Genomic DNA, 12,294 nt, shown 5'->3' with positions numbered 1-12,294 from the left:
CCGTGACCGGCTATGTCCGCCGGGTCATCCGGTGAAACCGGCCACGTTGTCCTTCGTGACCACCTTCACCGGCACCTTCACCATCGGCTGCACCTTCTTGCCCTGGACCGCCTTCAGCGCGTTGTCCACGGCGATCCGGCCCAGCTGGGACGGCTGCTGGGCGACCGACGCGTACAGCGTGCCGTCCTTGACCGCCGTCAGCCCGTCCGGGGTGCCGTCGAAGCCGACCACCTGCACCGACCGGCCGGCCTTGGCGCCCAGCGCCTTGATCGCGCCGAGGGCCATCTCGTCGTTGGCGGCGATGACGCCCTGCACGTCCGGGTGGGCCTGGAGCAGGTTCGACATCACGTCGAGCCCCTTGGTGCGGTCGAAGTCGGCGGGCTGTTCGGCCAGCACCCGGATGCCCGGGTAGGCCTTCAGCCCGGCGGCGAATCCCGCCGCCCGCTCCCGGGCCGCCGAGGTGCCCGCCTGGCCCTGGAGGATCACGATCCTGCCCTTGCCGCCCAGCTTCTCGGCGATCGTCCGGGCCGCCAGCTCACCGCCGGCCACGTTGTCGGAGGCCACCAGCGTGTCCACGGACGCCTTGTTGACGCCCCGGTCGACGGCGACGACCGGGATGTCCGCTCTGCCCGCGGCCTTGACCGAGTTGCTCGCCGCGTCCGAGTCGACGGGGTTGACGATGATCGCGCCCAGGCCCGAACTGGTGAAGTTCTGGAGCTGGTTGGCCTGCTGCGAGGCGTCGTTCTGGGCGTCGGTCACGGTCAGGTCGACGCCCAGCTTCCCGGCCTCGGCCTGCGCGCCCGCCCGGATCTGCACGAAGAACGGGTTGTTGAGGGTGGACAGCGACAGCCCCAGCCGCGGCGTGGCCGACGCCGGCGAACCGCTGTGCAGGAACGAGGTCGCCCCGACCACCGCCACGGTCACCACGGCCGCGAGCCCGTACGTCGCCGCCTGCCGGCCCTTGTTACCGCCACCGCCGGTGGTCACCGGCGCCGCGCCCGCCTTGCGGCGGACCGTGTCCAGCAGCACCGCCAGCGCGATGACGACACCGATCACGACCTGCTGCCAGAACGCCGAGACGTCGAGCAGGTTGAGGCCGTTGCGCAGCACCGCCAGGATCAGCGCGCCGATCAGCGTGCCGGAGGCCTTGCCGGTGCCGCCGGCCAGCGAGGCACCGCCGATGACGACCGCGGCGATCGCGTCCAGCTCGTAGCCGTCGGCGGCCTGCGGCTGCGCCGAGGACAGCCGGGCGGCGAGGACGACACCGGCGACGGCGGCGAACAGACCGGACAGCGCGTAGATGGCGAGCTTCTGCCGGCGCACCCGCAGCCCGGACAGCCGCGCGGCCTCCTCGTTGCCGCCGATCGCGTACATCGAACGTCCGATGTACGTCCGCCCCAGCACCAGCGCCGAGATCAGCCCCATCACCACCATGACCAGCACGGGCACCGGCAGCCAGCCGCCCAGGGTGTCACCGAGGTGCGAGACCGAGCCGGGCAGGGTGATGGGAGAGCCCTGCGAGATCACCAGGGACAGACCGCGGGCCACCGACAGCATCGCGAGCGTCGCGATGAACGGCGGCAGCTTGCCGTACGCGGTGAGGAAACCATTCACCAGACCGGCCACCACACCCGTCGCGATCCCGAGCAGGACCGCCACCGGGACCGGCACCCCGTGCCGGGTGGCGCTCCACGCCAGCACGGTCGCCGACAGCGCGGCCACCGAGCCCACCGACAGATCGATGCCGGCCGAGACGATGACAAAGGTGACGCCGAAGGCGAGGATCGCCGTGACGGCGGCCTGGACACCGATGTTGAGCAGGTTGTCGGTGGTCAGGAAGTCCCCGGACAGCGCCGACAGCGCGATGACGAGGACGATCAGCGCGGTGAGCGCGCCGTTGTCGAGGAGCAGCCGGCGCAGGGCCCCCGGGGCGCCACCCGCGCCCGTCGTGCTCTTGAGCGTGTCAGTGGCCACGGGTGGCCTCCCGTTCGGTAGTGGTTTCCGTGCTGGGTGTGCTGACGGCGAGGGACATCACCGCGTCCTGCGTGGCCTCCTCGGCCGACAGCTCGCCGGCGATCCGGCCCTGCGCCATCACCAGGACCCGGTCGCTCATGCCGAGCACCTCCGGCAGATCGCTGGAGATCATCAGTACCGCGGCACCGGCGGCCGTCAGCTCGTTGATCAGCTGGTAGATCTCGACCTTCGCGCCGACGTCGATGCCGCGCGTCGGCTCGTCGAGGATCAGCACCCGGGTGTCGGCGAGCAGCCACTTGCCGATGACGACCTTCTGCTGGTTGCCGCCGGACAGGGTCCGCACCTGCTGCCCGAGGCCGGCCATCCGCACCCCGAGCTGCGCCGCGATCCGCTCGGCCGCCGTGCGCTGCGCCGCCCGGTCCACCAGCCCCGCCCGGGTCGCGGACCGCAGGGTGACGAGCCCCAGGTTCTCCTCCACGGAGGCGTCCAGGACCAGCCCCTGACCCTTGCGGTCCTCCGGGACGAGCCCGATCCCGGCCGCCATGGCGGCGTTCACGTCATGCCGCTTGAGCTGCGCCCCGGCGACCCGGACGACACCCCTGTCGTACGGATCGGCACCGAACACCGCCCGTACGACCTCGGTCCGTCCGGCCCCGACGAGCCCCGCGATGCCGACGACTTCACCGGCGTGCACCTCGAAGCCGACGTCGTGGAAGACGCCGTCGCGGCCGAGCCCTTCCACGCTCAGCAGCGGGGCACCCCGCTCGGCCCGCTGCCGCGGGTACTGCTGCTCGATGGACCGTCCCACCATCAGCCGTACGAGTTCGTCCTCGGGGGTGGAGGCGGGCACCTGCCCGACGCTCCTGCCGTCCCGGATGACGGTGACCCGGTCCCCGAGGGCGGCGATCTCCTCCAGGTGATGGGTGATGAAGACGATCCCCACGCCGTCCGCGCGCAGCGAGCGCACGATGGCGAAGAGCTTCTCCACCTCCTCCGTGGTGAGGACGGCCGTCGGCTCGTCCATGATGAGCACCCGCGCGTCCAGGCTGAGCGCCTTGGCGATCTCGACCATCTGGAGCCGCGCGATGCCGAGTTCCCGCACGCGCGCGCGGGGCGACACGTTCACCCCGACGCGGGCGAGGAGGGCCTCGGCGTCGGCCTCCATCCGCTTCCGGTCGATCATCCCGAACCGGCGCGGCTGCCGCCCGAGGAAGATGTTCTCGGCGACGGTCAGATCGGGTACGAGGTTGAACTCCTGGTAGATGGTGGCGATGCCGAGCCGCTCGGCGTCCTGTGCGCCATGGATGCGCACCTCCCGGCCGCCCGCCAGGATCCGCCCCTCGTCGGGCGTGTAGGCCCCGGAGAGCATCTTGATCAGGGTGCTCTTGCCGGCGCCGTTCTCACCGAGCAGCACATGGACCTCGCCCCGGCGCAGGGAGAAGTCGACGCCGTCGAGCGCGACCACGCCGGGGAAGGCCTTGCGGATGCCCTCGATGCGCAGCAACTCGTCCGGGTCGCTCACGACTGGCTCCTGTCTGTCACGGGGTTCTTGCCGGTGGTACGGCCGGACGGCTCACCGCACGAGCGGCGTACGACGAGCCGGGCGGGCAGTGTGACGGACCGGGGGGTACGCCCCTCGATCCGGTCGACCAGGGCCCGTACGGCGGCCCGCCCCAGCTCACCGGTGGGCTGGGCGATCGCGGTGACCGGCGGATCGGTGTGCACGAACCAGGGGATGTCGTCGAAGGCGGCCAGCGCGATGTCGTCCGGTACGCGCAGCCCGCGCGCGCGTACGGCGTCGAGCGCGCCGAGTGCCATGAGGTTGTCGGCGGCGAAGACGACCTCCGGCGGTTCGGCCAGGTCCAGGAACCCCTCCGTCACCCGCCGCCCGCTCTCGGCCTGGAAGTCCCCCTGCCCGATGTAGGCGTCGGGCAGGGCCAGCCCGTACTCGGCCATGGCCTCCCGGAACGCCTCGACGCGCTCGCTGCCGGTGGTGGTGGCCGCCGGCCCGGCGATGATCGCCAGCCGCCGGTGCCCGAGGTGGTGCAGATGCGCCACGAGATCCCGTACGGCCGCCTGCCCGTCGGCCCGTACGACGGGGACCTCGACGCCCGGGATCCACCGGTCCACGAAGACCATCGGGGTGCCCGCGCGCGCGGCGTCCAGCATCAGGGGCGAGCCCCCGTCGGTGGGGGACACGAGCAGTCCGTCGATCCGCCGGTCGAGGAGGTTGCGTACGTGGTGGTCCTGGAGGTCCGGCCGCTCGTCCGCGTTTCCGATGATCACGCTGTACCCGAGGGCGCGGGCCTCCTCCTCGACGGAGCGGGCCAGCTCGGTGAAGTAGGGATTCAGCACGTCGCTGATCACCAGTCCGAGCGTATGGGTCTGGTCGGTGCGCAGAGACCGGGCGACGCCGTTCGGCCGGTACCCCAGGGCCTGTACGGCGGCCAGCACGCGCGTGCGTGCGTCCGCGCTGACCGACGGGTGCTCGTTCAGGACGCGCGAGACCGTCGCGACGGACACACCGGCCGCGGCGGCGACGTCCTTGATACTCGCCATCGAGCTCACCTCCTCGTGAGTTCGTGGAATCGATTACATCCCTGCTGTAGGGAGGATTGGAATCGATTACACGGCAAGTAATCAAGCCCTCAACCACCACCCGAAACCGGATCGTGACCTCGGGGCCTGCGCCCGTCGGCTCAGCTGCCGGGCTGCGCGGAGCCGAGGGTGCCCCGGTAGAAGGAGACGCGGAACCCGCCCCAGCGCGGGGCGCGCTGCCACAGCGCGGCGGCGTTCTCCTGTTCCCAGCGCGCCGTGGCCCTGGCCCGCAGCCACCCCGAGACGGCCACCGGCAGCAGCACCACCGGGACGGTCACCTGGTGCGAGGTCAGCCCGATGGCAGTCATCCAGCCGCCGATCAGCACGGCGATCCAGACCGCGCTCCGCAACGCCGGCCGCGCCGCGGACTGCTGCCCGCCCGGCGCCTGGCCGGTGTGCTCGACCGGTGCCGCTTCTGCGTACTGGCGGCGCAGGCGGGCGGGCAGACGGAGCGACAGCGGAACGAGGACGAGGGTCACGAGGGTGACGGCGACGGCTCCCGCGGCCAGCGCCGCGTCCTGCTGCGCGGTGCCGACGAGCGCGCACAGCAGCCCCACGGACACCACACCGGCCACCGCCGTGGTCGTCGCGACAGCCCGCTGGAACTCCGTGACTCTGACCAGCCCGCTGCCCTCCATGCCGGCCATCAGGCCCTCCCTCTCCCCGCCCGGACGTGCGCGCGGGCCGAGGAGAGCCAACCCCGCCTGAAGCCGCGGGTAAACAAGGGGTGGGTCATTAATTCCCAGACGTTGGCAATGATCGTTCCGGGGCGGCCTACTGGTCGGCGGCCTGGTCGGCGAAGAGCTGTGCGGCGTCCGTGGCGTGGACGGCGCGCTGGGCCCAGAGTTGGAGTTGGTCGAGGTCGGTGCAGGTGGTGACGCGGTCGCGGACGGCGTCGGGGACGGGGATGCCGCGCCATTCCAGGAGGCGAAGGACCATCTCGGCCCGAGCCTGGACGCGGCCCCGTTCCCGCGCTTCCTTGAGTCCCTGCTGTCGCCCCTCTTCCCGCACCTGTTCGGCGAGGGGGTGTCGCCAGAAGTACTGGATCGCCATCAATCAGGTTCCTCTGCGTCTGCTTCGCCTCGGGGTAGGCCGGGAGGCCGGTCAGATGAGTGGCCCGGCCTCCGGCTGTGGCGCGGTCTACTGGTCGGCGAAGAGCTGTGCGGCGTCCGTGGCCTGGACGGCGCGCTGGGCCCAGAGTTCGAGCTGGTCGAGGTCGGTGCAGGCGGTGACCCGGTCGCGGACGGCGTCGGGGACGGGGATGCCGCGCCATTCCAGGATGCGGAGCGTCATCTCCTGACGGTCCTGGACGCGCCCTTCTTCCCGCACCTGTTCCGCGAGCGGGTGTCGCCAGAAGTACTGGATCGCCGTCATCAGGTCCCTCCACATCTGCTTCGCCTGGGGGTCGGCCAGGCATGAGTCCACGAACTGCACGAAGACTGCGGCACTGTCGGGGTCGATGGTCCGCAGGGCGGATGCCAGGGCTTCCAGTATGGCCGGGGCCTGCGCGCCACGCCCGTGTGTCATCGCCGAGAGCACCGCTAGGGGGACGTCGCGTTCGGCCTCCCGCTCGTCCGCGATGACGGGGACGTTGTCCGGGCCGAGCACGAGGGGTCGTACCGTCAGCGAGTGCCAGTCCCGGAAGCCGAACCGGATGGGCCGGGAGGCCCACTTGGCGGTCGTACTGCTCTGGGTGATGACGATGAGGACGGGCTCGCAGCGGTACTTCTCGTACAGGTACGACAGGTAGTACGGCCAGCTGCCGCGCTTGCGCTCGTCCACCTTGCCCTGGGACTCGACCACCAGGAGGTAGGTGCCTTCGTCCGTCTCCGCCCGCAGCAGCGTGTCGACGCGGCGTTCGACCGGTTCGATCTCGGTGAGGTCCACGTTCAGCGCGGCGATCTCCCTCGGTTCGGGGAAGGGCACGTGCAGGACCTTCTGTAACGCCTTCGTCAGCAGGGTCGGATCCTTCTGGAAGATCCGGTGCAGCGCCTCATGCGACTGGCCGACCATAGGTTCTCCTCTCTGTACGACGTGATCAACGAGCTAGGCCGCCGCAAGTTCGCACCACACGTACTTCCCCCGGTCGCCGAACCTGGCCGTCGGCTGCCAGCCCCAGTACCGGGCGCACGCCTTCACCAGGCCTTCGTGTGCTGTACGGCGTTCGACACCAGCTCCGTCGCATGCGTTATCAACTCGTGCGTTCAGCGGGGATTTCGCGTGCGGTGGCGGCGCTGCGCATCATGGTCAGCACCCGGGCCGCAACACGCGCCCAGCTCGCTCATATCCTCGACGTGTCCGAGATGGACCACATCACCGTGCGGGTCATCCCCTTCGACCTGGAGAGCTTCTCGTGGGGCGCCAGCACGATGGCCTACCTGGGCGGCCGCGTGACGAAGCTGGACACGGTGATCCGTGATGTCCCCACCGGGGCGGAGTATGTCGACGCAGAGGATCAACTGGCTGTCTACCGCGCTCGCTTCCGCAAGGTGAGCGACATGGCACTTGAGCCGGATCGGTCGCGCGATCTCATCCGGAGGCTGGCGAAGGAGCTGTGAGGTACCCCATGACCCCCGACAACTGGCGAAAGTCGTCCTACTCGTCCGGCGGCGACGGCGACGACTGCGTCGAAATAGCCACCACCCCCACCCACACATCCGTCCGTGACTCAAAAGCCCCCGCCCGAGCCACCCTCACCTTCCCCCTGCCCGCCTTCACCGCCTTCCTCGAAGCCCTGAAGAAGCACCCGTAGGCCGAGGGAGCCGGAGCCGTGCCCCTCGTCGTGCCGCCTCAGCCCCGCGCCAGGAACACCGCGGCGAGGCCGATCAGGACGGCCAGGGCGACGGCGCCGCCGAGGAGGCCGGCGATCTTGGCGGCCTTCGCGCTCGCGGGCCTCTGCTCGTGCCAGCCCAGCTCTCCGGCCACGCCCCGGATCAGCCGGTGGCCGTCGGCGGACCGGAAGGTCTCCCAGCGGCCGGAGCCGTCCAGGGCCCGGCTCTTGGCGATGTACACGCTGCGGCCGACGGACACGGACCTCTCCCGGCCCGCGCCGAACAGCCCCGACTCGCGCGCGGAGGTCCGGACGACATCCGTCATCGTGAACGCCAGCTCCTGCGGGCGCAGTTCCACGCGGTAGGTGTGGGTCTGACGGTCCGGGCCGGGGACGTCCGCCGTCAGCTCGAAGCCGGTCCCGGTCCGGTGCAGCCGGTACGGCGTGCCTGCCACGGCCGACGCGATGCGGGCGTGGAACTCCTCGGTCCGGTCTCGCCTGTTGGGTTCGTACACGAGTACGCACAGTAACAGTGCCCGCTGTCAGACCCCGCCGGTACCGTCGGATCATGTCCAATCAGGCGGGGAACCCCACGGCCGAGCGGCGGCTCGCCGTGCTCGAAGGCGTGCTGGAGCGGATCACGTACGCCAACGAGGAGAACGGCTACACGGTCGCCCGGGTCGACACCGGCAGAGGCGCGGGCGACCTCCTCACGGTCGTCGGTGCGCTGCTCGGCGCCCAGGTGGGGGAGTCGCTGCGGATGGAGGGCCGCTGGGGGTCGCACCCGCAGTACGGCAGACAGTTCCACGTCGAGAACTACACGACCGTGCTGCCCGCGACCGTCCAGGGCATCCGGCGCTATCTCGGGTCGGGGCTGGTCAAGGGCATCGGGCCGGTCTTCGCCGACCGGATCACCCAGCACTTCGGGCTGGACACGCTGCGGATCATCGAGGAGGAGCCGAAGCGGCTGATCGAGGTCCCGGGGCTCGGCCCGAAGCGGACGAAGAAGATCGCCGAGGCCTGGGAGGAACAGAAGGCGATCAAGGAGGTGATGCTCTTCCTCCAGACCGTCGAGGTGTCGACCTCCATCGCCGTACGGATCTACAAGAAGTACGGGGACGCGTCGATCTCCGTCGTCAGGGAGCACCCGTACCGGCTGGCCGCCGACGTCTGGGGCATCGGCTTCCTGACCGCCGACAAGATCGCCCAGTCGGTCGGCATCCCGCACGACAGCCCGGAGCGGGTCAAGGCCGGCCTTCAGTACGCGCTGTCCCAGTCCGCCGACCAGGGCCACTGCTTCCTGCCGGAGGAGCGGCTGATCGCCGACGCGGTGAAGCTCCTCCAGGTCGACACCGGGCTGGTCATCGAGTGTCTCGCCGAGCTGGCCGAGCCCCCGGAGGAAGGGGCCGAGCCGGGGGTCGTACGGGAGAAGGTCCCCGGTCCGGAAGGGGATGCGGGGGAGCCGGTCACGGCCGTCTATCTCATCCCCTTCCACCGCGCCGAGATCTCCCTCTCGGCCCAGTTGCTGCGGCTGCTGCGGACCGGCGAGGACCGGATGCCGGGGTTCAGGGACGTGGACTGGGACAAGGCGCTCGGGTGGCTGAAGGGCCGTACCGGGGCCGAGCTCGCCCCGGAGCAGGAGGCCGCGGTCAAGCTCGCGCTGACCGAGAAGGTGGCCGTGCTGACCGGCGGACCCGGCTGCGGCAAGTCCTTCACCGTGCGCTCGATCGTGGAGCTGGCCCGGGCCAAGCGGGCCAAGGTGCTGCTGGCCGCGCCGACCGGCCGGGCCGCCAAGCGGCTCGCCGAGCTGACCGGGGCCGAGGCGTCCACCGTGCACCGGCTGCTGGAGCTGAAGCCCGGCGGAGACGCGGCCTACGACCGGGACCGGCCGCTGGACGCCGACCTGGTGGTGGTGGACGAGGCGTCCATGCTGGATCTGCTGCTCGCCAACAAGCTGGTCAAGGCCGTACCGCCGGGGGCACATCTGCTCTTCGTCGGCGATGTGGACCAGCTGCCCAGCGTGGGGGCCGGCGAGGTGCTGCGCGATCTGCTCGCCGAGGGCGGTCCGGTGCCCGCCGTCCGGCTCACCCGGGTGTTCCGGCAGGCCCAGCAGTCCGGCGTCGTCACCAACGCGCACCGGATCAACGCCGGGCAGCATCCGCTCACCGACGGCCTGAAGGACTTCTTCCTCTTCGTCGAGGACGACACGGAGGAGGCCGGGCGGCTCGCGGTGGACGTGGCCGCGCGGCGGATTCCGGCCAGATTCGGGCTCGATCCGCGCCGGGACGTGCAGGTGCTCACGCCGATGCACCGGGGGCCGGCCGGGGCGGGCGCGCTCAACGGACTGTTGCAGCAGGCCATCACGCCGGGCCGGCCCGACCTGCCCGAGAAGCGGTTCGGCGGCCGGGTCTTCCGGACCGGCGACAAGGTGACGCAGATTCGCAACAATTACGAGAAAGGGAAGAACGGTGTCTTCAACGGCACCGTGGGCGTCGTCACCTCGCTCGACCCGGTCGACCAGCGCCTGACGGTGCTGACGGACGAGGACGAGGAGGTTCCGTACGAATTCGACGAACTGGACGAACTGGCACATGCGTACGCCGTGACCATTCACCGCTCGCAGGGGAGTGAATATCCCGCGGTGGTGATTCCCGTCACCACCGGAGCATGGATGATGCTCCAGCGGAACCTCCTCTACACGGCGGTCACCCGGGCCAAGCGGCTGGTCGTCCTCGTCGGTTCACGCAAGGCGATCGGGCAGGCGGTGCGCACGGTGTCGGCCGGACGGCGCTGTACAGCGCTGGATTTCCGGCTCGGAAGGGCCGATCGCGAAAAATGATCGATCAAATGAGTCACGAAGGTCACAGAGCCCTTCCAGATGCCCCTCCGAGGGGGCAGGATGGGCAAGTTGGCGGCACTGAGTGCCGCCAATAGGCCCAATGGTCGACCCCGAGTGCACTCTCCTGAGCCAAATGGGGGATGGTAGAGACAGTCAGGGCACCTCGAAGATGAGGCACTACGTCGGTGAGGGAAGACGTGAGCGACAACTCTGTAGTACTGCGGTACGGCGACGGCGAGTACACCTACCCGGTGGTCGACAGCACCGTCGGCGACAAGGGCTTCGACATCGGGAAGCTCCGCGCCCAGACCGGTCTGGTGACCCTGGACAGCGGGTACGGCAACACGGCCGCCTACAAATCCGCTGTCACCTACCTCGACGGCGAGGCGGGCATCCTCCGCTACCGCGGCTACCCCATCGAGCAGCTGGCCGAGCGCTCCACCTTCCTCGAGGTGGCGTACCTGCTGATCAACGGTGAGCTGCCGACCGTCGACGAGCTGACGACGTTCAAGAACGACATCACGCGGCACACCCTGCTGCACGAGGACGTCAAGAACTTCTACAAGGGCTTCCCGCGCGACGCCCACCCGATGGCCATGCTGTCCTCGGTCGTCTCCGCGCTGTCCACCTTCTACCAGGACAGCCACAACCCGTTCGACGAGAAGCAGCGCGACCTCTCCACGATCCGGCTGCTCGCGAAGCTGCCGACGATCGCGGCGTACGCGTACAAGAAGTCGATCGGTCACCCGTTCGTCTACCCGCGCAACGACCTCGGCTACGTCGAGAACTTCCTGCGCATGACCTTCTCGGTCCCGGCCGACGAGTACGAGCTGGACCCGGTCGTCGTCTCCGCGCTGGACAAGCTGCTGATCCTGCACGCGGACCACGAGCAGAACTGCTCGACCTCCACGGTCCGTCTGGTCGGCTCGTCGCAGGCGAACATGTTCGCGTCGATCTCGGCCGGCATCTCCGCCCTGTGGGGCCCCCTGCACGGCGGCGCCAACCAGTCCGTCCTGGAGATGCTGGAGGGCATCCAGGAGAGCGGCGGCGATGTCGACTCCTTCATCCGCAAGGTGAAGAACAAGGAGGACGGCGTCCGCCTGATGGGCTTCGGCCACCGGGTCTACAAGAACTTCGACCCGCGCGCCAAGATCATCAAGGCCGCCGCGCACGACGTCCTCTCCGCCCTCGGCAAGTCCGACGAGCTGCTGGACATCGCGCTCAAGCTGGAGGAGCACGCGCTCTCCGACGACTACTTCGTCTCGCGCAGCCTCTACCCGAACGTGGACTTCTACACCGGTCTGATCTACCGGGCCATGGGCTTCCCGACCGAGATGTTCACGGTCCTCTTCGCCCTCGGCCGGCTGCCGGGCTGGATCGCCCAGTGGACCGAGATGATCAAGGAGCCCGGCTCCCGCATCGGCCGCCCGCGCCAGATCTACACGGGCGTCGTCGAGCGCGACTTCGTGCCGGTCGAAGAGCGCTGACACCTGCCGGCGGTGGGGCTGACTTCCGGTGGTGGGGCTGACCTGAAGGGGCGCGGGGAACTGCGCGACCAGCCCCCACCGGCCGTCAGCCGGGAGACAACCTGAACAACCCGGTTGAATCCGCGAAGCGAAAGGCGCCCTGGCGCCGGTCCCCCCACGGGCCGACGTCCAGGGCGCCTTCCCATGTCCCGGTGCGGATTCCCCCCACGGGATCCGGCCGGGCGCTCGGAGAGGACAGCGCCTGAAATCGCTGTCTGAGCAGAACGAGCAGAACTCGTCCCACTCCAGTGATGCGGTGTTGCGATCTGCCGGGACAGCGCACGAGGGAGGGCCGCTCAAAGCTTCCCGATGTACGTGTCCCGGCAACGCTCCCCCAAGCTCTCAACTCCGTTCGAGCCGGGAGGTACCCCCTATCTGGAGAAGTCCCCCAAGACATCCCCAGATGCCGGTCGGCGCCCCCCAAGACGCTGATCCGACATCGCCAACTTAGACCTTCGAACCCCTTCGATGGTTACATTCACATCACTGTGATCTGCGTCTCTTGCATATGTCCTTTAGCTACGCAAGAGCCCCGATACGCGGATCGGGACCCCAGCGTAAGGATGATGCGCGAGCCTTGTGAAGAG

The 12,294-nt window shown here is 69.7% G+C and carries 11 protein-coding genes and 1 pseudogene; 4 read left to right on the top strand and 8 right to left on the bottom strand.

What is annotated here, in order from left to right; translation table 11 throughout:
* Nucleotides 1–24 precede the first annotated feature (24 nt).
* The 7 genes and pseudogenes from ACZ5CZ_RS05075 to ACZ5CZ_RS05045 form a co-directional block, all read right to left on the bottom strand.
* A complete protein-coding gene (locus ACZ5CZ_RS05075; RefSeq protein WP_468939276.1) occupies nucleotides 25–1,974 on the bottom strand; it encodes an ABC transporter permease/substrate-binding protein in 1,950 nt (649 codons plus the stop codon).
* A complete protein-coding gene (locus ACZ5CZ_RS05070; RefSeq protein WP_468939273.1) occupies nucleotides 1,964–3,496 on the bottom strand; it encodes a sugar ABC transporter ATP-binding protein in 1,533 nt (510 codons plus the stop codon). The genes ACZ5CZ_RS05075 and ACZ5CZ_RS05070 overlap by 11 nt, the downstream gene beginning before the upstream one ends.
* On the bottom strand, nucleotides 3,493–4,533 hold the full coding sequence (locus tag ACZ5CZ_RS05065; RefSeq protein WP_467550435.1) for a LacI family DNA-binding transcriptional regulator: 1,041 nt from the start codon (nucleotides 4,531–4,533) through the stop codon (nucleotides 3,493–3,495). The genes ACZ5CZ_RS05070 and ACZ5CZ_RS05065 overlap by 4 nt, the downstream gene beginning before the upstream one ends.
* Before the next feature lie 140 nt (nucleotides 4,534–4,673).
* The gene (locus ACZ5CZ_RS05060) at nucleotides 4,674–5,219 is read right to left on the bottom strand and encodes a hypothetical protein (RefSeq protein WP_468939269.1); all 546 of its coding nucleotides are present in this window, start codon (nucleotides 5,217–5,219) and stop codon (nucleotides 4,674–4,676) included.
* Nucleotides 5,220–5,346: 127 nt separating this feature from the next.
* The gene (locus ACZ5CZ_RS05055; protein WP_385843821.1) at nucleotides 5,347–5,625 is read right to left on the bottom strand and encodes an RpnC/YadD family protein; all 279 of its coding nucleotides are present in this window, start codon (nucleotides 5,623–5,625) and stop codon (nucleotides 5,347–5,349) included.
* 87 nt (nucleotides 5,626–5,712) lie between these two features.
* Nucleotides 5,713–6,585 carry an RpnC/YadD family protein gene (locus tag ACZ5CZ_RS05050; RefSeq protein ID WP_385843822.1) on the bottom strand — a complete coding sequence of 291 codons (873 nt, stop codon included), beginning with the start codon at nucleotides 6,583–6,585 and terminating at the stop codon, nucleotides 5,713–5,715.
* Nucleotides 6,586–6,618: 33 nt separating this feature from the next.
* Nucleotides 6,619–6,714, bottom strand: a pseudogene (locus tag ACZ5CZ_RS05045) (ATP-binding protein); the annotation flags it as partial.
* A gap of 41 nt (nucleotides 6,715–6,755) precedes the next feature.
* Here ACZ5CZ_RS05045 and ACZ5CZ_RS05040 point away from each other — a divergent pair.
* On the top strand, nucleotides 6,756–7,130 hold the full coding sequence (locus tag ACZ5CZ_RS05040; RefSeq protein ID WP_468939266.1) for a Scr1 family TA system antitoxin-like transcriptional regulator: 375 nt from the start codon (nucleotides 6,756–6,758) through the stop codon (nucleotides 7,128–7,130).
* Between the two features lie 8 nt (nucleotides 7,131–7,138).
* Nucleotides 7,139–7,324, top strand: coding sequence for a DUF397 domain-containing protein (locus ACZ5CZ_RS05035; RefSeq protein WP_468939263.1), 186 nt, complete (start codon nucleotides 7,139–7,141; stop codon nucleotides 7,322–7,324).
* Nucleotides 7,325–7,362: 38 nt separating this feature from the next.
* Here ACZ5CZ_RS05035 and ACZ5CZ_RS05030 read toward each other — a convergent pair whose 3' ends face one another.
* On the bottom strand, nucleotides 7,363–7,857 hold the full coding sequence (locus ACZ5CZ_RS05030) for a hypothetical protein (protein WP_385843826.1): 495 nt from the start codon (nucleotides 7,855–7,857) through the stop codon (nucleotides 7,363–7,365).
* 53 nt (nucleotides 7,858–7,910) lie between these two features.
* Here ACZ5CZ_RS05030 and recD2 point away from each other — a divergent pair, with 53 nt between their 5' ends.
* Nucleotides 7,911–10,181, top strand: coding sequence for an SF1B family DNA helicase RecD2 (gene recD2, locus ACZ5CZ_RS05025; RefSeq protein ID WP_468939260.1), 2,271 nt, complete (start codon nucleotides 7,911–7,913; stop codon nucleotides 10,179–10,181).
* 197 nt (nucleotides 10,182–10,378) lie between these two features.
* Nucleotides 10,379–11,668 (top strand): citrate synthase, encoded by a 1,290-nt coding sequence (locus ACZ5CZ_RS05020; RefSeq protein ID WP_385843828.1) that lies wholly within the window; start codon nucleotides 10,379–10,381, stop codon nucleotides 11,666–11,668.
* The last annotated feature ends 626 nt before the right edge of the window (nucleotides 11,669–12,294 follow it).

The sequence above is a fragment of the Streptomyces sp. NPDC031418 genome (assembly GCF_055581605.1).
The sequence above is the reverse complement of the archived record's forward strand: the minus strand, read 5'-3'. Positions and strand labels throughout refer to the sequence as shown.

What these genes read in the sequence shown, in the direction of transcription:
- ACZ5CZ_RS05055 (WP_385843821.1), bottom strand. Translation starts at nt 5,625, where the DNA reads ATGGCGATCCAGTACTTCTGGCGACACCCCCTCGCCGAACAGGTGCGG.
- ACZ5CZ_RS05040 (WP_468939266.1), top strand. Translation starts at nt 6,756, where the DNA reads ATGCGTTATCAACTCGTGCGTTCAGCGGGGATTTCGCGTGCGGTGGCG.
- ACZ5CZ_RS05060 (WP_468939269.1), bottom strand. Translation starts at nt 5,219, where the DNA reads ATGGCCGGCATGGAGGGCAGCGGGCTGGTCAGAGTCACGGAGTTCCAG.
- recD2 (WP_468939260.1), top strand. Translation starts at nt 7,911, where the DNA reads ATGTCCAATCAGGCGGGGAACCCCACGGCCGAGCGGCGGCTCGCCGTG.
- ACZ5CZ_RS05065 (WP_467550435.1), bottom strand. Translation starts at nt 4,533, where the DNA reads ATGGCGAGTATCAAGGACGTCGCCGCCGCGGCCGGTGTGTCCGTCGCG.
- ACZ5CZ_RS05050 (WP_385843822.1), bottom strand. Translation starts at nt 6,585, where the DNA reads ATGGTCGGCCAGTCGCATGAGGCGCTGCACCGGATCTTCCAGAAGGAT.
- ACZ5CZ_RS05035 (WP_468939263.1), top strand. Translation starts at nt 7,139, where the DNA reads ATGACCCCCGACAACTGGCGAAAGTCGTCCTACTCGTCCGGCGGCGAC.